The 21334-nt window shown below is 60.9% G+C and carries 21 protein-coding genes and 1 rRNA gene; 10 read left to right on the top strand and 12 right to left on the bottom strand.

Features of this window, described 5'->3' with window-relative positions:
• Positions 1-30 precede the first annotated feature (30 nt).
• Together ASN89_RS13735 and ASN89_RS13730 are read left to right on the top strand one after the other, a co-directional pair.
• Positions 31-501: a CreA family protein gene (locus ASN89_RS13735; RefSeq protein ID WP_058049645.1), complete on the top strand. Its 471-nt coding sequence runs from the start codon at positions 31-33 to the stop codon at positions 499-501.
• 17 nt (positions 502-518) lie between these two features.
• Positions 519-1040: a hypothetical protein gene (locus ASN89_RS13730; RefSeq protein ID WP_200969037.1), complete on the top strand. Its 522-nt coding sequence runs from the start codon at positions 519-521 to the stop codon at positions 1038-1040.
• Between the two features lie 99 nt (positions 1041-1139).
• On the opposite strand, the gene ASN89_RS13725 is transcribed toward ASN89_RS13730, so the two are convergent.
• Positions 1140-2633: a leucyl aminopeptidase gene (locus ASN89_RS13725; protein WP_046682572.1), complete on the bottom strand. Its 1494-nt coding sequence runs from the start codon at positions 2631-2633 to the stop codon at positions 1140-1142.
• 67 nt (positions 2634-2700) lie between these two features.
• Here ASN89_RS13725 and lptF point away from each other — a divergent pair, with 67 nt between their 5' ends.
• From lptF to ASN89_RS13705, 4 genes are read left to right on the top strand one after another with little or no spacing between them, the layout of a single operon-like run.
• Positions 2701-3846, top strand: coding sequence for an LPS export ABC transporter permease LptF (gene lptF / locus ASN89_RS13720; protein WP_058049644.1), 1146 nt, complete (start codon positions 2701-2703; stop codon positions 3844-3846).
• On the top strand, positions 3843-5012 hold the full coding sequence (gene lptG, locus ASN89_RS13715) for an LPS export ABC transporter permease LptG (protein WP_058049643.1): 1170 nt from the start codon (positions 3843-3845) through the stop codon (positions 5010-5012). Before lptF ends, lptG begins: the two co-directional genes overlap by 4 nt.
• Complete coding sequence (locus ASN89_RS13710; protein ID WP_058049642.1) at positions 5012-5419, top strand: sirohydrochlorin chelatase; 408 nt, start codon at positions 5012-5014, stop codon at positions 5417-5419. The genes lptG and ASN89_RS13710 overlap by 1 nt, the downstream gene beginning before the upstream one ends.
• A complete protein-coding gene (locus ASN89_RS13705) occupies positions 5416-6396 on the top strand; it encodes a Stealth CR1 domain-containing protein (protein WP_152988562.1) in 981 nt (326 codons plus the stop codon). The genes ASN89_RS13710 and ASN89_RS13705 overlap by 4 nt, the downstream gene beginning before the upstream one ends.
• Here ASN89_RS13705 and ASN89_RS13700 read toward each other — a convergent pair.
• The 8 genes from ASN89_RS13700 to ASN89_RS13665 all read right to left on the bottom strand — a co-directional run bounded on the left by ASN89_RS13700 (position 6393) and on the right by ASN89_RS13665 (position 14175).
• Positions 6393-7043 (bottom strand): hypothetical protein, encoded by a 651-nt coding sequence (locus ASN89_RS13700; RefSeq protein ID WP_058049641.1) that lies wholly within the window; start codon positions 7041-7043, stop codon positions 6393-6395. The two genes, ASN89_RS13705 and ASN89_RS13700, sit on opposite strands and share 4 nt — an antisense overlap.
• A gap of 248 nt (positions 7044-7291) precedes the next feature.
• Complete coding sequence (gene cobA, locus ASN89_RS13695) at positions 7292-8056, bottom strand: uroporphyrinogen-III C-methyltransferase (RefSeq protein ID WP_058049640.1); 765 nt, start codon at positions 8054-8056, stop codon at positions 7292-7294.
• A gap of 28 nt (positions 8057-8084) precedes the next feature.
• Positions 8085-9401, bottom strand: coding sequence for a sulfate adenylyltransferase subunit 1 (locus ASN89_RS13690; RefSeq protein WP_046682567.1), 1317 nt, complete (start codon positions 9399-9401; stop codon positions 8085-8087).
• A complete protein-coding gene (gene cysD, locus ASN89_RS13685; RefSeq protein WP_058049639.1) occupies positions 9401-10312 on the bottom strand; it encodes a sulfate adenylyltransferase subunit CysD in 912 nt (303 codons plus the stop codon). Before cysD ends, ASN89_RS13690 begins: the two co-directional genes overlap by 1 nt.
• Before the next feature lie 40 nt (positions 10313-10352).
• Positions 10353-11069 carry a phosphoadenylyl-sulfate reductase gene (locus ASN89_RS13680; protein WP_058049638.1) on the bottom strand — a complete coding sequence of 239 codons (717 nt, stop codon included), beginning with the start codon at positions 11067-11069 and terminating at the stop codon, positions 10353-10355.
• Between the two features lie 9 nt (positions 11070-11078).
• On the bottom strand, positions 11079-11639 hold the full coding sequence (locus tag ASN89_RS13675) for a DUF934 domain-containing protein (RefSeq protein ID WP_034782220.1): 561 nt from the start codon (positions 11637-11639) through the stop codon (positions 11079-11081).
• Positions 11632-13320, bottom strand: coding sequence for a nitrite/sulfite reductase (locus ASN89_RS13670; RefSeq protein WP_058049637.1), 1689 nt, complete (start codon positions 13318-13320; stop codon positions 11632-11634). Before ASN89_RS13670 ends, ASN89_RS13675 begins: the two co-directional genes overlap by 8 nt.
• Before the next feature lie 81 nt (positions 13321-13401).
• Positions 13402-14175, bottom strand: coding sequence for a sulfite exporter TauE/SafE family protein (locus ASN89_RS13665; RefSeq protein ID WP_058049636.1), 774 nt, complete (start codon positions 14173-14175; stop codon positions 13402-13404).
• A 160-nt stretch (positions 14176-14335) separates the two neighbouring features.
• Between ASN89_RS13665 and ASN89_RS13660 the strand changes: the two genes are divergently transcribed.
• From ASN89_RS13660 to ASN89_RS13650, 3 genes are all read left to right on the top strand, one after another.
• Positions 14336-15277 carry a CysB family HTH-type transcriptional regulator gene (locus ASN89_RS13660; protein WP_034751505.1) on the top strand — a complete coding sequence of 314 codons (942 nt, stop codon included), beginning with the start codon at positions 14336-14338 and terminating at the stop codon, positions 15275-15277.
• Between the two features lie 61 nt (positions 15278-15338).
• Positions 15339-15989: a class I SAM-dependent methyltransferase gene (locus ASN89_RS13655; protein WP_058049635.1), complete on the top strand. Its 651-nt coding sequence runs from the start codon at positions 15339-15341 to the stop codon at positions 15987-15989.
• A gap of 181 nt (positions 15990-16170) precedes the next feature.
• Positions 16171-17118 (top strand): porin, encoded by a 948-nt coding sequence (locus ASN89_RS13650; protein ID WP_046682561.1) that lies wholly within the window; start codon positions 16171-16173, stop codon positions 17116-17118.
• 45 nt (positions 17119-17163) lie between these two features.
• On the opposite strand, the gene ASN89_RS13645 is transcribed toward ASN89_RS13650, so the two are convergent.
• The 3 genes from ASN89_RS13645 to ASN89_RS13635 form a co-directional block, all read right to left on the bottom strand.
• Complete coding sequence (locus tag ASN89_RS13645) at positions 17164-18354, bottom strand: PAS domain-containing sensor histidine kinase (protein ID WP_058049634.1); 1191 nt, start codon at positions 18352-18354, stop codon at positions 17164-17166.
• 152 nt (positions 18355-18506) lie between these two features.
• Positions 18507-19265, bottom strand: a complete 759-nt coding sequence (locus ASN89_RS13640; RefSeq protein ID WP_034751497.1) for a LytR/AlgR family response regulator transcription factor — start codon at positions 19263-19265, stop codon at positions 18507-18509.
• 68 nt (positions 19266-19333) lie between these two features.
• Positions 19334-20626, bottom strand: a complete 1293-nt coding sequence (locus ASN89_RS13635) for a sensor histidine kinase (RefSeq protein ID WP_046682559.1) — start codon at positions 20624-20626, stop codon at positions 19334-19336.
• Between the two features lie 577 nt (positions 20627-21203).
• Between ASN89_RS13635 and ASN89_RS13630 the strand changes: the two genes are divergently transcribed.
• A 16S ribosomal RNA gene (locus tag ASN89_RS13630) occupies positions 21204-21334 on the top strand; the annotation flags it as partial.

Here is a 21334-nt window from a genome sequence, read left to right as displayed (position 1 = left end):
CCGCCTGCGTGCGTGCCCGGGATTTTCTTCATGCGTAAATTGCTGCCTGCCGCTTTGGTGCTGGGTTTTGCCTGCGCCGCGGCGCATGCCGAAACCATCGGCTCCGTCGACACGGTGTTCAAATTGATCGGCCCTGACCACAAGATCGTCGTCGAAGCGTATGACGATCCCCGCGTCGCTGGCGTGAGCTGCTATCTGTCGCGCGCCAAGACGGGCGGCATCAAGGGCGCCGTCGGCCTGGCCGAAGACAAGGCCGATGCGGCCGTGGCCTGCCGCCAGGTGGGGCCGCTGCAATTCAAGGGCAAGCTGCCGCGCCAGGAAGAAGTGTTCACCGAGCGTGCCTCGATCTTCTTCAAGCACGTGCGCGTCGTGCGCATGGTCGACAGCAAGCGCAATGCGCTCGTCTACCTCGTGTATTCCGACCGCCTGATCGACGGCAGTCCGAAAAACAGCGTCACCGCCGTCGCCGTGCCCGGCGACCAGCCGATTCCCGTCCGTTAAGCGAGCATCCCATGCGCATGCCATCGTCTGCAGCCCTTGCCGCCAGGACGCTGCTGCTGTTTGGCCTGGGCGGCTGCGCCACCCTGACGGGCAACACCGAGCAGATGGTGCTGGTGCAAACCATCCAGGACAACCGCGAGCTGACGGGCGCCGGCTGCATCCTCAGCAACGACGTGGGCAAGTGGTTCGTCACCACGCCCGGACGCATCACCATCCGCAAGAGCCAGGAACCGTTGAGGGTCGACTGCCGCAAGCATGGTTCACCGGCCATCGCGACGGACGACCACATCGACCCCAAGCTCAATGGCAGCGTCTGGGGCAATGTCATCCTGACCCTGGGCGTCGGTTATTTCGTCGATCGCAACACGGGCGCCGGCTTCGACTACCCGTCGATCCTGACCATCGTCATGCAGGACCCCGCGCGCCTGGCGCCGCCGCCCGCGCCCGTCGCCGTGAAACCGCCAGCCCCGGCCGTGCCGGAAACGGTGGTGCAGCCCAAGGTGGCGCCATCGCCCTTGCCCAATCCCGTCGTCTACTGATTAATACGCCACACATGAAAAAGCCGCCAGGTCAGTGACCGTGGCGGCTTTTTTGTGCCTCGCGCTGCCGGTGGCGCAGCGCCACCGGCAGGCGTCAACTTACACGCGGTTGATCAGGAACGTGGTCAAGAGTGGCACTGGACGGCCGGTTGCGCCTTTTGCGCCGCCCGATTTCCATGCCGTGCCGGCGATGTCCAGATGCGCCCAGGTGTACTTCTTGGTGAAGTTTTCCAGGAAGGCCGCTGCCGTCACCGCGCCGCCGCCTGGCGTGCCGATGTTGGCCAGGTCGGCGAAGTTCGATTTCAACTGCTCGTTGTACGCCTCTTCGATCGGCATGCGCCATGCCGTGTCGCTCGACTGCTTGCCCGCTGCCAGCAATTCATTGGCCAGCTGGTCATGCGCCGCATCGCTGCGCGTAAACAGGCCGCTGTTGTGGTGGCCCAGGGCGACGACGCAAGCGCCCGTCAGGGTGGCGATATCGACCACGGCTGCCGGCTTGAAGCGTTCGGCGTAGGTCAGCGCGTCGCACAGCACCAGGCGGCCTTCGGCGTCCGTGTTCAGCACTTCGATGGTCAGGCCGTTCATGGAGGTGACGATGTCGCCCGGCTTGGTGGCGCGGCCCGACGGCATGTTTTCGCACGCGGCGATGACGCCGATGACGTTCAGCTTCAGGTTCATTTCGCCGATGGCGCGGAAGGTGCCCAGCACCGAGGCGGCGCCGCACATGTCGTACTTCATTTCATCCATGCCAGGACCGGCCTTGATCGAAATGCCGCCCGTGTCGAAGGTGATGCCCTTGCCGACCAGGACGACCGGCGCATCCTTGGCCTTGCCGCCCATGTGCTTCAGGACGATGAATTTCGGCGGTTGCTCGCTGCCGTTGGTGACGGACAGGAAGCTGCCCATCTTCAGCGCTTCGAGTTGTTTGCGGTCCAGTACTTCGACTTCGAACTTGTAATCCTTGGCCAGCTGCTTGGCCGTGTTGGCCAGATAGGTCGGGTTGGCGACGTTCGCGGGCAGATCGCCCAGGTTGCGCGTCAGGTCGGAGCCGTTGGCGATGGCGATGGCTTGGGCCAGCGCGCCGCGCGTGGCGCTTGTCGCTGGCGCTGCCAGGACGATCTTGCGCACGCCTGCTGGCGCCGGATCCTTTTTGCTTTTTTGCGAGTCGCTGCGGTATTCGCTGTCGTGGGCGGCTTGCACCACGCAACGGATTGCCCAATTTACGTCGCGCTCTTTCACTTCAGCCAGCGGTAATGCGATAATGGCGTCCGCAGCGCCCAGCGAGCCGAAGGCCTTCAGTGCGGCTTGTACGCCGGTTGCGAAGCTTTTTTCGCTGACAGTGTCATCGCTGCCCATGCCTACCAGCAGAACACGTTCGGCGGCGACGCCATCGACCGCGCGCAGCAGCAAGGTGCTGCCAGGCTTGCCGCTGATGTCGCCGGACTTCAGCGCAGCCGAAATCGCACCCTTGCTGTCCAGCGATTTTGCCGCTGGCGACAGTTTTTTGTTTTCGAATACCGCAACCGCGATGCATCCGCTTTTGGCCGTGCCGAGGGTGCTCTTGGTATCGAATGCTTTTATGCTAAAGTCCATTTGGTTCTCCGTTTTCATTTACTAGTAACGTGTTACTCAACTAACTGACCCGAATTATAAACTCCGAATGATCTTTCAACGCGCCCTTCGACGTGAATTGGCTAGTGCCGCCGGGGCCACCTTCACAGTTTTGTTCAGCATCCTGCTCACCTGGATGCTGATCGGTATTCTCGGCAAGGCGGCGGGCGGCAAGATCGCGTCGGCCGACGTCATGTCCCTGATGGTTTTTTCCGCCCTGATGCAGCTGCCCACCATCATCATCCTCACCGGATTCATTTCGGTGCTGATGGTCGTCACCCGCAGCTACAAGGAATCGGAGATGGTGGTGTGGTTCGCTTCTGGCCTGAGCCTGTCGCGCTGGATCTGGCCCGTGCTCAGCTTCGGTCTGCCGCTGGTGCTGGCCACCGGCGTTCTGAGCCTGTACGCCACGCCGTGGGCGCAAAAGAAAAGCGATGAATATGTGGCGCGCTTTGAAAAGCGCGAAGACCTGCAGAAAGTCACGCCAGGCCAGTTCCGCGAATCGGCCGGCAGCAACCGCATCTTCTTCGTCGAGGGCGTCAGCGGCGAAAAGAACGTGGTGCAGAACGTCTTCGTCAATACCGTCGATGAAAAAGGCAGCGCCGTCGTCGTTGTCGCCAGGGAAGGCGTGATCAATACCGACGCCAAGGGCGAACGCTTCCTGGTGCTCAAGAGCGGCCGCCGCTACCAGGGCGTGCCGACGCAGGCGGACTTCCAGACCATGGAATTCGAACAGTACATCATGCGCATCGAGAGCAAGCAGCAGGAACTGGGCGCGGAACTGGGCGTGCGCGCGATGAGCACCATGGCGCTCATCGCCGAACCGAATCCGTACACCATGGCCGAATTGCTGTGGCGGGTCAGCGCGCCCCTGATCGGACTGATGCTGATTTTGCTGGCCATTCCGCTGGGCTTTGTCAACCCGCGCGCAGGCAGTTCGACCAATCTGATTATCGCGCTGCTGATTTTCTTTACGTACAGCAACCTGATCAAGGTTATCGAAGCGAGCGTGAAACAGGGCCGCATGACCTTTGGCCTGGCCTGGTGGCCGCTGCACCTGCTGGCGGCGCTGGCCGTGGTGGTGCTGTTTGCGTGGCGCCTGAATGTGAACCACCGCCATCATCCGCTGGTCCTGCTGGCGGCGTTCAAGCGCGCGCGTCGCGCCGGCAATACAAGTAAAGCGGCACCGAAATGAAGATTTTACAGCGCTATTTTGCGGTCTCGATATTCCAGGCGGTGCTGTTCGTGCTGCTCGCCTTTTTGGCACTGCAAGCCTTCATTGACCTGACGGGCGAACTGCCCAAGGTGGGCCGCAACGGCTACACCATCCAGTATGCCTTCTTGTACGTGTTGGTGCTGGTGCCGGGGCACGTGTACGAGGTGATGCCGATCGCGGCGCTGATCGGCACCATCTACACGATGGCGCAGTTTGCCGCCAGTTCCGAATTTACCATCATGCGCGCATCGAGCATGTCGACGGCGATGGCGGCCGGTTTCCTGTTCCGCATCGGTATCGTCTTCGTCGTCATCACCTTCATCTTCGGTGAACTGATCACGCCGCGCACGGAGCCGCTGGCCGAACGCCTCAAGCTGACTTCGCGCGGCGCGGCCGTGTCGAGCGAGTTTCGCTCGGGCCTGTGGACCAAGGACATGGTCAAGAGCGACGGCTTGACGGGCACCGTCACCGGCTCGCGCTTTTTCAATGTGGGCGAAGCGCGTCCGGATGGCCAGCTGAAAAACGTCAAGCTGTATGAGTTCGACACCGACATGCGCTTGCGCACCCTGACCGCGGCCAAGGGCGCGACATATCAGGGCAATAATATCTGGCGCCTGACCGATGTGACGGAAACCTCGTTCTCGAACAGCGCGGCCACCTCGCCCGGCTTCGAGCCGAAGCTGGCGAACTACTTTGGACAGGAAACGAGCCTGGTGCGCACGGTGCAAAGCGCCAGCAAGGACATGACGTCGGAAGTGACGCCGAAGATCCTGACGGTGTCGGCCTCCGATCCCGAACGCATGTCGGCCAGCGAACTGGCCGTGTACACGCGCCACCTGGCCGAGAACAAGCAGGAAACGGAGCGTTTCCGCATCGCCTTCTGGAAAAAGCTGATCGATCCGCTGGCCATTTTCGTGCTGATGGCGCTGGCGCTGCCGTTCGCCTACATGCATACGCGCAGCGGCGGCATCAGCCTGAAGATCTTCATCGGCATCATGATCGGCGTGAGCTTCATGCTGGTCAACACCCTGTTCTCGCATCTTGGCTTGCTCAGCACCTGGCCGGCCTTCCTGACGGCGGTGGCGCCGAGCGCCCTGTATCTGCTGCTGGCGCTGGGCGCCCTGTGGTGGGTGGAGCGGCACTGATGGAGACGAACGTGAAACCGGCACTGATCTTGTTTGCCCATGGCGCGCGCGCCGCATCATGGGCCGCGCCGTTCGAGCGCCTGCGCGACCTGACCCAGGCGCGCATGCCCGGTACCGGCGTGCACCTGGCTTTCCTCGAGCTGATGACGCCGCGCCTGCCCGAACTGGTGGCGACCCTGCTGGCCGAGCTGCCCGCCGGCGCCATCCTGGACGTCACCGTGGTGCCCGTGTTCCTGGGGCAGGGCGGACATGTGCTGCGCGACTTGCCGCTGCTGCTGGAAGAACTGCGCCAGCAGCATCCGGCACTGCGCCTGAAGGTGGTCGAGGCGGTCGGCGAGAACGCCAGCGTGCTCGCCGCCATCGCCGATTACTGCGTGGCGGCGCCACGCTCCAGCCCTATCCCTTGAGCGGCATCGACATCGTCTACCTGTGGGTAGACGGCGCCGATCCCGCCTGGCGCGCGCGCCGGCAGCAAGCCTATGCCGTCTGGGCGCAGGCGCATCCCGGCCAGCTGGCCCTGCACGGCAACGTGGCGGGGCGCTACCGCGACAACGGCGAACTGCGCTACAACCTGCGCGCGCTCGAGCGCTTCTTCCCTGGCCACGGCCATATCTACCTGCTGACGGACCGGCAAGTGCCGGCCTGGCTGCGCGCCTCGCCGCGCCTGACGGTGATCGACCATGCGAGCCTGATGCCCGATGCATCGCTGCCCGTGTTCGACTCCGGCCATATCGAATCGTATCTGCACCATATTCCGGGCCTGTCCGAACGCTTCCTGTATCTGAACGACGACGTGTTTTTCGGCGCGCCGTTCGAACCCGCATTCTGGTTTGGCGAGGAAGGGGACCGGCGTTTGAGTGTGTTCACGGAGAGCGAGCTGCAGGATGACCTGCACGATGATCTGCAGGACTTGCGCGCCGACGTGGCCGCGCCAGTCAACTGCGCGACCTTGTCGCGGCAATGGCTGTCGGCGCAGTACGCGGAATACCTGCATGAACCGCGCCTGTATGCGCATGCGCCGCGGCCCATGCTGAAAAGCGCGCTGCATGCACTGGAAGGGCTGGCGCCGGCCATGTTTGCCGGCGTGCGCGCGACGGTGTTCCGCTCGTGGCAGGTGCCGGCATTGCTGCCCGACCTGGTGCCGCGCTGGATGGTGCATCAGGGATTCGCAAGGTCGCGCATGCTCGATCCGCTGCATATCGCCAGCGGCGATGTGGCGGCGCCGCAGCAGCTTGAGGAGCTGGCGGCGCGTTTCGGCAGCTTGCCGTTTTTCTGCATCAACGATACCTGCGACGAGGCGGAGGACGACGACCCGCGCCTGCTGCGCGTGGCCGCTACCTTGCAACGGCTGCTGCCGCTGCCATCCTCATTTGAAAGTGCTTAAGCCGTTTTTTTCTTCGGCGCCAGGCTGATGCGGGCTGCGGCCGTGCTGTCGGACAGCGAAGCGAGGAACAGCAGCAGATAGGCGCCCAGTTCGAAGACTTCCTCGCCGAGCAGCGCGTAGGCGTCCGGCATGCCATGGAAGACCTTCTTGTCGAAGGGCCAGCCGGCAACCATCAGCAAGCCGCCGATGGCCGTCAGGATGGTGATGCGCATGCTGAAAATCAGGCCGGCATGGGCAAACACCTTGCGCGCGCGCGGCGCGAAAAAGATCAGTATGCGTATCAGGATCAGCAACTCCACCACGCGCAGGGCTTTTTCCAGCTGGGCCCAGGCGGGCGCCGTGCCGAACTGGTCGATATCGAGTTCGCGCAGCAGGAAGCCGAACAGCAGCGCGCACAGGCCCGCATGCATGAGGAAGCGCAAGGACTGGCGGTCGGTCTCTTGCCAGGCGCGCACGCCGTGCACGGTGCAGGCCAGGGCCAGGAACAACGCTTGCAGCCATTCCAGCAAATGGTTTTCGTCGTCGATATTCGGGAACACCGTCCACAGGGCGATGGAGGCGAGCATGCTGAGCAGCACAGCGCTGGCGACGCCGACATTGCTGCGGCTGAGCGAAGTCAGGGCTTCGCGCATGGAGGTGAAATTCATGTGTGGTCGTAAGGCTAAAGTTGCGCGGCGCGGTATTGCAGCCTGCGGGCGCAGCTTTTTTCGGGGAGATTGCCGGAGCGGCCTCCGTCAACCGGGAGACCGCAAGGCAAGCGCTATGGCGGGGCGTAGCGTGAATTTATTGCTAACACGCAACAACTTCTCGAGAAAAGATGCGTGAGCATCGTATCATGTTTCCCCGGAAGACGTCGGTTACTGACTTTAAAGTCGGTAAAGTACGGTGTGTTTATTCAAGCATGGCGCGCCAGAATGGCGGCCGTTTCTTCGATGGACTGGTGCGTGCGCGTGGCCATGGCATCGCCCAGCATCACCAGCACGGGGCCATGGGTGTCGCCCAGGCCGTGCGCCAGGGCGCTCAGCGTCAGGCGCACGATGCGCTGGTCCGGGCGGCTGCAGTTTTCAATCACCACCACCGGCGTGTCGGCACGGCGGCCCTGGGTCAGCAGGCGCTGTGCCGTGGCGATTGCTTCGCGGCCCCCCATGTATTGCACCAGGGTGTCGCAGTCGGGGATGCGTGTCTGGTCCGGTTCGCCCGGCGCCGTGCTGGACGTGAAAAAGGCCACGCTGCGCGACACGCCCCGTTTGGTCAGCGGCTGCTGTGTGGCGGCCGCCGCCGCCAGGGCCGTGGTAATGCCGGGCACCACTTCGACGGTGATGCCCGCTTCTTCCAGCGCGCGCAATTCCTCGTCGGCGCGGCCGAACAGCATGGGGTCGCCCCCTTTCAGGCGCACGACGACGGCGTGCTTGCGCGCGTTGTCGACCAGTTGCTTGTTGATGAACGCCTGCGCCGTCGACAACTGGCCGCAGCGCTTGCCGACCAGGATCTTTTGCGCTTGCGGGCACAGCTCCAGCATCTCTTCGGTGACCAGCGCGTCGTGCAGCACGACGTCCGCTTGCGCCAGCAGGCGCGCGCCGCGCAAGGTCATCAGGTCTTGCGCGCCGGGTCCGGCGCCGATCAGGTAGACCTTGCCGGGGAGAGATGGGGAGCTGTTCATGTGGCTGCCTTTCCTGGACGATACGGGGTTAGAGCCGAACCATGCCGGCCGCGACCGTCTGGTGGGTGACTTCATCGATCAGGATGAAGGCACCGGTGGCGCGGATATCGGCATAGGCGTCGGCCGCCAGCGCCTGCTGCACGTTCAGGCTGATGCGGGCGATGTCGTTCAGCTTCAAGCCTTCGGCCGGATGGCGCTGCTGCGTATTGATGTCGAGGATCGATTCGATCGCCGTCACCTTGGCCGCCGTCTGCTTGGTGCCGTGCTTGATCCAGTACTTGCGGCGCAGATCCAGCGCGTCTTCCGACAGCCAGCACACGTCGGCCACCACTGTTTTCAGCAGGGTGGCGGGGCGCTCGCTGCTGGCCAGCAAGTCGCCGCGCGAAATGTCGAGGTATTCATTGAGCAGCAGGGTGACGGACTGGCCCACCACGGCGGTGCTCAGCGAGCCGTCCAGGGTGACGATATCCTTGACGGTTGCCGTCTGGCCCGATGGCTGCACCACGAGGGTGTCGCCGATGCTGACCTTGCCCGCTTCGATGCGGCCCATGTAGCCGCGGAAGTCGTTCGCTTCATGACCGTTGTGGCGCGCCACCAGTTGCACCGGGAAGCGGAATGGCGTGTCGTGCGATTCGTCGTAGACGGACAGCGATTCGAGCAGTTCGATCAAGGTCGGGCCCGTGTACCAGCCCAGCTTGTCGCCACGTTCGACGACGTTGTCGCCGGTGAGTGCCGACAGCGGGATCGGCGTGATGTCCTTCAAGCCCAGCGACTGGGCGAATTCGCGGTAGGCGGCCACGATACGGTTGTACACCGTTTCATCGTAGTCGACGAGGTCCATCTTGTTGACAGCCACGACCACGTGTTCGATCTGCAGCAAATGGGCAATCGTCGAATGGCGCTTGGTCTGGATCAGCAATTCCACGCTGCCGTCGTCGCCCAGTTTGACTTTCGACACGTCGATCAGGATGATGACGGCGTCGGCGGTGGAGGCGCCCGTCACCATGTTGCGCGTGTATTGCTCGTGGCCCGGCGTGTCGGCGATGATGAATTTGCGTTTTGGCGTGGCAAAGTAACGGTAAGCCACGTCGATGGTGATGCCTTGCTCGCGTTCCGCTTCCAGGCCGTCCGTCAGCAGGGACAGGTCGACCGTGTCGCCCACCGTGCGCTTGTGCTTGGAGCGCGACATGGCGTCGAGCTGGTCGGCGAAGATGCCCTTGCTGTCGAACAGCAAACGGCCGATCAGCGTGCTCTTGCCGTCATCGACGGAACCGGCCGTGATGAAGCGCAGCATGCCGCGCTCCAGGCTGTCGGTGAGGTTGGTGTTCTGGATTGCTGCGTTCATTAGAAATACCCTGCTTTCTTGCGTTTTTCCATCGAGGCTTCGGAAGTCTGGTCATCCATGCGGGTGGCGCCACGTTCCGTGATTTGCGTGATTGCCGTCTCGGCGATGATGGCGTCCACCGTCGCCGCATCGGACGACACGGGGCAGGTGCACGAGATATCGCCCACCGTGCGGAAGCGCACGACTTGCGTTTCCACCGTTTCGCCTTCGCGCGGCGGCGTCAGATCCGTCAGCGGTACCAGCAAGCCGTTGCGCGGGATCACCTGGCGCTCGTGCGCGAAGTAGATCGGCGGCAATTCCAGTTGCTCGCGGGCGATGTATTGCCACACGTCCAGTTCCGTCCAGTTCGAGATGGGGAAGACACGCATGTTTTCACCGGGATGGACGCGGGTGTTATACAGGTCCCACAATTCCGGACGCTGGGCTTTCGGGTCCCAGGCGCCAAATTCGTCGCGGAACGAAAAGATGCGTTCCTTGGCGCGGGCTTTTTCTTCATCGCGGCGGGCGCCGCCGATGCAGGCGTCAAATTTGTATTCGGCGATGGTTTCCAGCAAGGTCACGGCTTGGGCCGCATTGCGCGAATCCGTGGCCGGGTTGCGCAGGCGCACGGTGCCGCGCTTGATCGAGTCTTCCACTGAGCCGATGATCAGGCGCTCGCCCAGTTCCGCCACTTTCTTGTCACGGAAAGTGATGACTTCCGGGAAGTTGTGGCCCGTGTCGATATGCACGAGGGGAAACGGGAACTTGCCTGGGCGGAAGGCTTTTTCGGCCAGGCGCAGCAGGACGACGGAATCCTTGCCGCCGGAAAACAGCAGCGCAGGGTTGGCCGATTCGGCCGCCACTTCGCGCATGATGTGGATGGCTTCCGATTCAAGGCTGTCGAGGTGACGCTGGTTCAAAATATTGCTCATATAGGGTGCTTTCTTGTTCTGCTGAGTCTGTTGTGTCTGTTCAGGCTGCCACGGATTTGATGCGTATCAGTTTGCCGTCCACCATGTGCAGGCCGCATTCTTTCGAATCCGGGTTTTCCCACCACCAGCGTCCGGCGCGCACATCTTCGCCTGGCTGCACGGCCCGCGTGCACGGTTCGCAGCCGATCGACGGGTAGCCCTGGTCATGCAGCGCGTTGTACGGCACGTCATTGGCGCGGATGTAGGCCCACACGTCTTCTTCCGACCAGTCTGCCAGAGGATTGAATTTCGTCATGGCGTGGGCCGCGTCGTCTTCCTGCACGTGCAATTCGGCGCGCGTGGTGGACTGTGCGCGGCGCTGTCCCGTGACCCAGGCCTTGCTGCCGGCCAGGGCGCGGCCCAGCGGCTCGACCTTGCGGATGCGGCAGCACTCGCGGCGCATCTCGACGCTATTGTAGAACGCGTTCAGACCGTTCTGTTCCACGTAGGCAGCGACGGCTTCCGGCTGCGGACGGTACAGGGTGATGTCGTGGTCGTAACGGGTCTTGACCTTGTCGAGCACGGCCAGGGTTTCCTGGTGCAGCCGGCCTGTTTCCAGGGAAAAGATGCCGATGGGCAGCTTCGCCTTGAGTATCATGTCGGTCAGCACCATGTCTTCGGCTGCCAGGCTGGACGCGAACACGGCCGGCGAAAAATCCGCGGCGATGCGTGTCAGCGTTTGCTCGGTGGCGTGAATCAAAGAAGTCAAATCGCTCATGATTGGTCCTCAGATGCCGGCCGCGTTGTCGAGGTCAGGATTCTGGCCTTCGCGCTGGTGGCGGCGGAACAGCGGCGACTTTTGATCCCACGAGGCCTGGTAGGTTTCCGAAAAGACAGATAAACCTTTCAGGGCGTCATGGATGCTGCGGTCCGGGCGCGTCGCATACGCATCGAAGCCGACCCGGTGCATGGAAAACAGCTGGTCGCGCAGCACGTCGCCGATGGCCCGCAATTCACCCTGGAAACCGAGACGGGCGCGCAGGTTGAAGGCGATGGAATAGCCGCGGCCATCCGTGAATTTCGGGAAGTCCACACCGATGACGGGCAGTTGCGCCACGTCGGCCGCCAGTTCTTCCGGGCGCTCGTCGCTGGCCAGCCACACGCCGATGTCGGGCAGGCGGGCGGCCAGGGTCTCGCGCTGGGCTTGCCATACGAGCAGGGGCACGATGACCTTGCCGGCAGGCACGACGACCGTTTCCGGCGTGTCGTTTTCATCGAGGCGCAGCAAGCCCCAGGTATTCGGCACCACGGCGGCGTTCTTGATGATTTCTTCGCGTACTTCAAACATATTCGTCTTCTCCCACCAGGTTGCCGACCGTGATCGGCGTTGCATATACGTGTTCCTTGAACGGCGCCAGGCCCAGGCGCTGGGCCGTGTCGACGAAGCGCTCGCCCTCGTGGCGGTCGCGCACGTAGACGTGCAGCAGGCGGCCGATGACTTCAGGCATCTGCAGGGAAGAGAACGATGGTCCGATGATCTTGCCGATGGCCGCGTTATTGCCTTGCGCGCCGCCTATCGACACTTGATACCATTCGCTGCCATCCTTGTCGACGCCGAGAATGCCGATGCTGCCCACGTGATGGTGGCCGCAGGCATTGATGCAGCCGGAAATATTCAGTTCGATCTCGCCGATGTCGTGCTGGAAGTCGATGCTGTCGAAACGTTCGGCAATGGCGGCCGCGATCGGCAAGGACTTGGCGTTGGCCAGCGAGCAGAAATCGCCACCAGGGCAGCAGATCATGTCGGTCAGCAAACCGATGTTCGGCGTGGCCAAGCCATGCGCCTTGGCTTCCTGCCACAGTTTGAACAGTTTCGATTGTTCCACGTCAGCCAGCACGAGGTTTTGCTCGTGCGTCACGCGCAGTTCGCCAAAGCTGTAGCGGTCGGCCAGATCGGCCACGAAGTCGATCTGCTCGGCCGTCGCGTCGCCCGGCGGCACGCCCGTTTTCTTCAGGGACAGCACGACGGCCACGTAGCCGGGGCGCTGGTGCGGCTTGACGTTGCGCGCCAGCCAGTTCACATAGGCCTTGTTGTCCGCGTGTTCAAGCTTGTAGTCGAGTTCCGGCAAGGCCAGGTAGGCGGGTGGATTGAAGAAGTCCGCCACGCGCTGCATTTCCTCGGCCGTCAAGGTTTCCGGACCGTCCTTCAGATCGACCCACTCTGCTTCCACCTGGCGCGTGAATTCTTCCACGCCGATGGCTTTCAACAAAATCTTGATGCGCGCCTTGTATTTGTTGTCGCGACGGCCGTGCAAGTTGTACACACGCATGATGGCCTGGATGTACGTCAGCAAATGCTGCCACGGCAGGAAGTCGCGCACGACGCTACCCAGGATAGGCGTGCGGCCCATGCCGCCGCCGGCCATGACCTTGAAGCCCACTTCGCCAGCTTCGTTGCGCACGGCCGTCAAGCCGATATCGTGCACGGCGATGGCGGCGCGGTCTTCCTCGGCGCCATTGATGGCGACCTTGAATTTACGCGGCAGGGCGATGAACTCGGGGTGGAAGGTGCTCCACTGGCGCAATACTTCCGCGTACGGGCGCGGATCGATGATTTCATCGGCCGCGACGCCGGCGAACGGGTCCGATGTTGTATTACGGATACAGTTGCCCGACGTCTGGATCGCGTGCATTTCCACGGAAGCCAGGTCCGTCAGGATATCGGGCGTCTGCTCCAGTTCGATCCAGTTGAACTGAATGTTCTGGCGCGTCGTGAAGTGGCCATAGCCGCGGTCGTACTTGCGCGCGATGTGCGCGAACATGCGCATCTGCTTAGCCGAAAGCAAGCCGTACGGCACGGCGATGCGCAGCATGTAGGCGTGGCGTTGCATGTACAGGCCGTTTTGCAGGCGCAGCGGAATGAATTCCTCTTCCGTCAGTTCATTGGCGATACGGCGCGCAACCTGGTCTCGGTACTGGGCGATGCGTTCTTTGATGATGAGGTGGTCGTACTGATCGTAATGGTACATATCAATTCCTAAAAAAGCCGGGGTGCTGGAAGATTGCCTGGGATTATGTTCTTGATACTGCTCTTGTCACTTGTTCGGTAATTAATAGATTAGCTTCACTGCCACGCCGGTCAAGGTCATCGCCAGCAACACGCGTAAAAACTTTTCCGGCACGGAGCGGGCGACCCAGGAACCGAGCGTGATGCCGGGCAGGGAGCCGACCAGCAAGGAGGCCAGCAATTCCCAGTGGATGGAGCCGAGCCACCAGTGGCCCAGGGCGGCGATGGCCGTCAGGGGCACGGCGTAGGCGATATCGGTGCCCGCCACTTCGGCCGAGCTCATGCGTGGATACAGCATCACCAGCAAGGTCGCGCCGATGGCGCCGGCGCCGATGGACGAGACCGTCACCAGCACGCCCAGCACGGCGCCGGCAATGATGGTCGCGGCGGCAAGCTTGTTGCCTTGCAATTGTTTCTCGGGGTGTGCATTGATCCAGGCCAGCATGCGGCCCTTGAAAATCAGTGCCACGACGGTCAGCAGCACGGAGCCGGCGATCGAGTAGCGGATGATCTGGCCGATTTCCGGCGACAGGGTGCCGAACGATTTGAGCGCCAGGGTCGCGAGGACGGCGGCGGGCAGGGCGCCGATGCACAGGCGCTTGACGATATCCCAGCGGATGGTGCCGCGCAGGCGGTGCGTCAAGGTGCCGGCGCTCTTGGTGATCGAGGCGAACGCCAGGTCGGTGCCCACGGCCACGGAAGGCGGCACACCAAACAGCAGGGTTAACAGCGGCGTCATCAGCGAGCCACCGCCCACGCCGGTCATTCCTACGAGTAATCCTACGGCAAATCCTGAGACTATATAAGACAAAGTCATGCTTGCACCCCCAAAGTACCCGCAATAGTAATAAACTTAGTGTTTATTCCAAACTACTAAGTACGCATTTGCTTATATGCGATATGCGTATATGCATGAACGCAAAATCATGGGTGGGGTGGAAACTCGGCAAATCACGGCAATCTAGGGCAAACCAGCAATGAATCTCCATCAACTGCGCTTCGTGCGCGAAGCGGTCCGGCAGAATTACAACCTGACGGACGCCGCCAAGGCCTTGTTCACGTCGCAACCGGGCGTATCGAAAGCCATCATCGAGCTGGAGGAAGAGCTGGGCGTGGATATTTTCACGCGCCATGGCAAGCGCATCCGCGGTTTGACGGAGCCGGGCCGCCTGGTGCTGGAATCGGTCGAGCTGATCATGCAGGAAATCGACAGCATGAAGCGCATCGGCAAGGAATTCGCGGCGCAGGACAGCGGCAGCTTTACCATTGCCACCACGCATACACAGGCGCGCTACACTTTGCCCAAGGTCGTGCAAGCCTTCATGCTGAAGTTCCCGAAAGTAAGATTGTCTTTACTGCAAGGCAATCCACGCCAGATCGCCGAGATGGTGCAGCGCGACCAGGCCGATCTGGCCATCGCCACGGAGTCGATTGCCGCCATCGATGGCTTGATCACCTTGCCATGCTATCAATGGGAGCACGTGGTAGTGGTGCCCGTCGACCATCCGCTGCTCAAATCGAAGTCCGTGACCCTGGAAGAAATCGCCGCTTTCCCCCTGATTACCTATGACAGCGCGTTCGCCGGACGCAACAAGATCGATCACGCTTTCGTGCTGCGCGGCCTGAAACCGGACATCTTGCTCGAAGCCATCGATGCGGACGTGATCAAGACTTATGTCGAGTTGGGCATGGGGATTGGTATCATAGCGGGTATGGCCTTCGATGCCGAGCGCGACAAAGGCTTGCGCGCCATCCCTGTCGGCCATCTGTTCGGCATGAATGTGTCGCGCGTGGCCGTCAAGCAGGGCGCGTATTTGCGCAGCTATATCTATACCTTTATCGAGTTGCTGACGCCGACCCTGAACCGCAAGCTCATCGAGCAGGCGATGAGCGGTGATAAAGAGCACTACGAACTATAAACAATGCATGAAGCCGGCCGGGCGGTTGCCTGGCCAAGATTATTTAAGAAGAGAAGAAACAATGATTACCGATCAGCTTGCCAAATATTACGCCACCATCGCGCAGCAGTACGAGCGCGTCTATGACAAGCCCGAACGCCAGGAAGACCTGGAAGTGTTGCGCGACAAGATTGCCGACGTGCTGGAAGGCCACACCGTGCTGGAGCTGGCTTGCGGCACGGGCTACTGGACGGAAGTGGTCGCCGAGTCGGCCGAGTCCGTACTGGCCACCGATATCAACGATGAAATGCTGGCGCTGTCCCAATCGCGCGGCTTGCCCGACAACGTCACGTTCGCCAAGCTTGACGCCTTTAACTTGCCCGATGACTTGCAGGGCAAGTTCACTGCCGTGTTCGCCGGTTTCTGGTGGTCGCACGTCAAGCGCGAAGACCAGGACAAATACCTGAAGCAATTGCGCAGCAAGCTGGGCAAGGACATTCTGCTGGTGCTGATCGACAATTCCTATGTCGATGGCAGCAGCACCGTGATCGCGCGTACCGACCTGGAAGGCAATACCCACCAGTTCCGCACGACGGACGCGGGCGAGCGCTATGAAGTGCTGAAGAATTTCCCATCGGATAGTCACCTGCGCAAGAAGTTTGCCCACTCGGCCCGCGAAATCCGCATGAAGCGGCTGGAATACTACTGGCTGCTGAGCTGCCGCCTGAAGTAAGCTGTTGCCGCAGGAACCGCCTCCGGGCGGTTTTTTTTCGCCTGTTGTTTTTATCTGACACGACGTTGTGCCAAAAAGCAACATCTTGTCGATGTCATATTGTTGAAGTATTTGATGGGCATGATTCGGTTCAGCAGCTAAGCAGCACCACTCTTGTCCAACCTAATGTAGAGAATCTCAAGTGAAAAAAATTACTCTGGCAGCATTGATCATCGGCACCTTCGCAGCAGCTACGGCACAAGCACAATCGAACGTCACCGTGTATGGCCTGGTTGACCTCGGTATTGCCAAGACCACTGGCCAGCCGACGGTACAACGCGAAAACAATGCGTCGCGCCTTGGTTTCAAGGGTACGGAAGATCTGGGTGGCGGCCTGTCCGCAATTTTCAATCTGGAAAGTGAATTCCTGGCTGACACCGGCGCGCAAAAAGGCGTGTTGTTCGACCGTCAAGCTTATGTAGGCTTGAAAGGCGCTTTCGGTACCGCCATCCTGGGCCGCACCAAGAACCTGGTCGATGGCACCATCGCCCGTGTCGACCCATTCAACACCTACGGTGTGGTCGGCAAGAACAATGAAACCCTGCTGCGTTCGGGTGTCGGCTCGTCGCGCGTCAACAATGCCGTCACCTACAACAGCCCAAGCTTTGAAGGTTTCGTGGGCAGCCTGCAGTACGTGCTGAGCGAAGTCAACAGTGCTGACGCGGGCGTGATCGGCCTGGCAACCTACGACAACGGCCCGATCAGCTTGCACGCTGGCTACGAAAAAGCCGTGCAAGCAACGGCAACGGCCGCCAAGCCTGACCTGTGGTCCATCGGCGGCGGCTATAAATTCGGCCCAGCCAAGATCACGGCCGCCTACTCGAAAGGCGACACCAAGGTTGCCACGACCGGTGAATTCAAGTCCTACCTGATCGGCCTGAACTACACGGTTGGCGGCGGCGATGCCAAAGTGTCGTATGGCAAGCAAGAACAAAGCAACAACAAGTTCAAGGATCAGGACACCATCAAGGAATTCGGCGTTGGTTATGACTACCACCTGTCGAAGCGCACCGACGTGTACGCTTACGCTGGCCGCGAGCGCGTCAAGTCGCTGACTTCGTACCAGATTGGCCTGGCACACAAATTCTAAGCATCATTCGATGCGACGAAGCAAAGGCGCCTGCGGGCGCCTTTTTTATTGTGTGGCCGTTTCCGCCGCCTCGGCATGCATGGGCAGCGAGATTTCGATGCGTGTGCCGCCCAGCTCGCTATCGGTACCGATATGGATATTGCCATTCAAGCCCCACACCCGTTCGCGCATGCCCAGCAAGCCAAGCGCCGTGGCTTTTTCCAGGTCGTGCTCGGCAATGCCGCGGCCATCATCCTGGATGGTGATTGCCAAGGAAGAGTCGATCCGGTGCAGGGCGATGGTAATGTGGCTCGCTTCGGCATGGCGCGCGATATTCGTCAGCGCTTCCTGCACGATGCGGTAGATGGCTGTGCTGCGCGCATCGTCGAGCACGAGGTCGGCTTCGTCGGCCAGCAAGTCAAAATGGATGGCGCGGCGCAGCAGGAAGTCGTGACGCAGTTTTTGTAGCGCAAAATATAATCCCCCTTCATCGAGCGCGCGCGGACGCAGGTTGCTGGCGATGCGCCGCAACGAGGTGATGGCCGTCACCAGCAAGCCGTCCATGCTGTGCAGCAACGCTTGCAGGGAGGCGGTGGTGTCCGTGTGCTGGCGCACCAGGGTCAGGTCGACGCGCAAGGTGGCCAGCAATTGCCCCAGGTCGTCATGCAATTCACGCGCGATATGCTTGCGCTCTTCTTCGCGGATGGTTTGCAGCGCACTTGATAATTCACGCAATTGCGAAAAGGAGCGGGCCAGCTGTTCATGCATCTGCTGGCGCGCGCTGATGTCGCGCACGATGATGGTAAACACGCTCTGGCCATCTTCCTGCATGGCCGAGAGCGAGCCTTCCAGGGGAAACATGGCGCCATCGCTGCGCCTTCCCGTCAAGGTGTAGTCGGTGGCGCGCCGGCCCGTCAGGCGCAGCTCCAGGCTGATGTCGTCAAACGGCGGATCGCCATCGTGCGTGCCCAGGCTGCCGAGAGTACGTAAGTCGCGCAGGATGTAGTGGCCCAGGCGCATGCCGCGCATGCCGGCCGGCGTGTCGTCGAACAATCTGGCCGCAGCCGCGTTCGCATGCAGGATGATTTGCCGGCTGTCGATGCTGATGATGGCGTCGCTGGCGCTGTCGATGATGGCCTGGCCGCGCGCCTGCTGTTGCCGGCGGGCTTTCAGTGGAGGAAACATGTACAGCAAAAGCGCCGCCGCCATACCCAGCGGCAAGATGCGCAGCAGTGTGGGGCTGCCTCGGTCGGGCATTGGGGTCTCCTTGCGAACGTGGGCGAAGGCAGGGGCGGGCAGGAATTTCTATAGCGTATGCCTGTTGGCGCGGCGCGGCTTGATGTGGCGCAGGAAGGGGGCAGAAGAGAGTGGTGCGCCGCGCCGGCCTGGGCCGGGCGGCGGCGAGAGACTTACATTTGCTTGAACAGGTGCAAGAAGCTGCGGCTCACTTCGAGCTTGTCGGACTTGCCTTTGATGAGCACCAGATGGCGGCCGCGGATGTCGCGCGTCACGCCTTCGATGGCATTCACGTTGACCAGGGTGGCGCGGTGGATTTGCCAGAACAGCGAAGGATCGAGCTCTTCGGCCAGGTCGCGCACGGGTTTGCGGATCAGCGCCTCATACTTGGCTGTCTGCACGCAGGTGTATTTCTCGTCAGAACGGAAGAACAGGATCTCTTCCACGGGAATCATGCGCAAGTCCTGGCCGATGCTGGCCTGTATCCATTGCAAATAGGTGGGCTTGGCCGTGATTTTTTCCGCCAGTTGCGACAGCATGGCTGTGACGCTGCTGTTGACATCCAGGGCCGGCTTGTTCAAGTGCGTTTTCAGGCGCTCCACCGTCACCAGCAAGCGTTCATGCTCGGGCGGCTTGAGCACGTAATCGACGGCGCCCCGTTCGAAGGCTTCGACGGCGTGGCTGTCATAGGCCGTGACGAAGACGATATGCGTCTTGCTGCCGATTACTTGCGCCGCTTCCATGCCCGTCTTGCCCGGCATGCGGATATCGAGGAAGGCAAAGTCGGGCTTGAGTTGTTCCACCAGTTCGATCGCTTCGTCGCCATTCTTGGCTTCGCCGATGATTTCCAGTTCGGGCCAGGCCTGGCCCAGGCGCAGGCGCAGCTGGTCGCGCATCAGTCTTTCGTCGTCGGCAATAATAGCGGTAGGCATAGGTCTCAAGTGTGAACAGGCGAAGATTGATTATTCAATGATTTAGCGTTTTTATCAACTACTCTGTCTTATTTGGACAATTGATAGGGCACTTCGATCACGGCGCACACGCCGGACGGTTGATTTGGCGTAATGGTCAGACTGCCCTGGTCGCCATGCAGCAGCTTCAAACGCTCGCGGATGGTGGGCAAGCCCAGTCCCGTGCCATCGCTGGGGACCACGCCAAAGCCCAGGCCGTCATCGGTGACCGTCACGCGCAGCTTGCTGTGCGCTACTTCGGCCACGATGCGCAACGTGCCGCCTTCCGGTTTGACTTCCAGACCGTGCTTGATGGCATTTTCCACCATCGATTGCAGCATCATCGGCGGGAAGGCGGCGCTGCGCAGGCCGTCGGGAATCTGGAAATCGACGGTCAGGCGTTCTTCCATGCGCATTTTCAGCAGGTTCAAGTACGCTTGCACCATGTCCGCCTCACGGCCCAGGTTGGTAATCAGGGCGTTGTCGCGCATTTGCGGCAGCACGGCGCGCAGATACTGGATCAGGCTGCGCTGCATCTTGGCCGCGCGCGGCGGGTCGACCTGGATCAGGTGTTCGACGGAGGCAAGCGTATTGAACAGGAAGTGCGGCTCGACTTGCGCCTGCATCATCTGCATCTTCGCTTCGCTGAGCTGGCGCTGCATGGATTCACGCTCGGCCGCCTCATTCGCCGTGACGGTTTCCGCTTCCGCGCGTTTCTTGCCGCCGACCAGCGCTTTCATGGCGAACAGGGCCAATACCAGCAAGGACACAAAGCTCTTGAACCAGGTCGAGGCTTGCTGGTGATAGCGCGACACTTTTTGTTCTGCCGCATCATCGACGGCTTCTTCGATGGCGTTCGACAGCTCTTCGCCGATTTGCGGCGGCAATTCAATATGGACTTCTTCGCCAGAGGCATTGGTCGTTACTGGATAGTTGGGCTTGGCGGGAGCGGCCGGTGGTTGAGGCGGCTCTGGAGGTACGGCACTGGCTTGAGCGTCCGCCTCGGCGGCATCGGCCGGATCGCTGGCTGCATCGGCCGCGCTGCTGCGCCGGTTCTTGCCGTTGCGGGGATTGAAATGGATGCCCGTATCGTCGATCAGGATATTGGTTTCACCCGAGCCCTTGTTGCTGCGTTTATGCGACTTGATGACTACTTCTTCATCCGGGCCGGACGAGAACAGCTCATCTTGCAAAATGGAACCGGCGATCAGGGCCAGCGCGGCGAACAGGAAGAATTTCCACCAGGATAGTTGGGTGACCCAGGTCGTCGTCGCGTCGAATGCCCGTTGCAACCAAGCGAGGATGGTTTTCAACAATTCAGGCAGGCTGGAAATCGGAAGCATGAGGGCACTTTCAAGTACAAGAGTTAATCGACGCAGCGGGCAAGTTTAACCCGTGGTTGCGTAGCGTCAGAGTCTGATGTTGCCACTGTGCCTAAAGACCACGAACTATGCCAGCCGATTGCGACAGGCTGCACAAAAAGGCGCTTGAAGTGAAGGCAAGGCTTGCTGGGCGGTTAGGGGAGATAAATAGCGCTTGCGGGGAGTGCTGGGCAGGGCTATAATTCGCCCCCTCGCTGAACGACGCATGCAAATGCTGAGTAAAGTAGAGAAAAAGAAGGAGTTGACGGACGTAGCAAATTGCTTCATACTCTTCCTTCTTCGCAGCTGACAAACACAACGCTTTGTCGATAGCGCGAAAGCAGTACCGAATACAGTTCTTTAACAATTAACAGTCGATAAGTGTGGGCATTTGATGTGAGTGCAGCGTCAATCTTCGGATTGGCGTCTAACTTAAAATATCAAATGTTCACAAGAAATAATGAAATAGGATACTTCTTCGGAAGTAGCCTGTCAGTTTTTTGAGTGAGCGACCCGTCAGCAATGACGGTGCCAATAAAATGGCAAAGTAACAGAGATTAAACTGAAGAGTTTGATCCTGGCTCAGATTGAACGCTGGCGGCATGCCTTACACATGCAAGTCGAACGGCAGCACGGAGCTTGCTCTGGTGGCGAGTGGCGAACGGGTGAGTAATATATCGGAACGTACCC

Source organism: Janthinobacterium sp. Ant5-2-1 (assembly GCF_001445815.1).
In the GTDB taxonomy this organism is placed as follows: Bacteria; Pseudomonadota; Gammaproteobacteria; order Burkholderiales; family Burkholderiaceae_D; genus Janthinobacterium; species Janthinobacterium lividum_E.
Note: the sequence above shows the minus strand (reverse complement) of the source record. Positions and strands in the feature narration are given on the sequence as shown.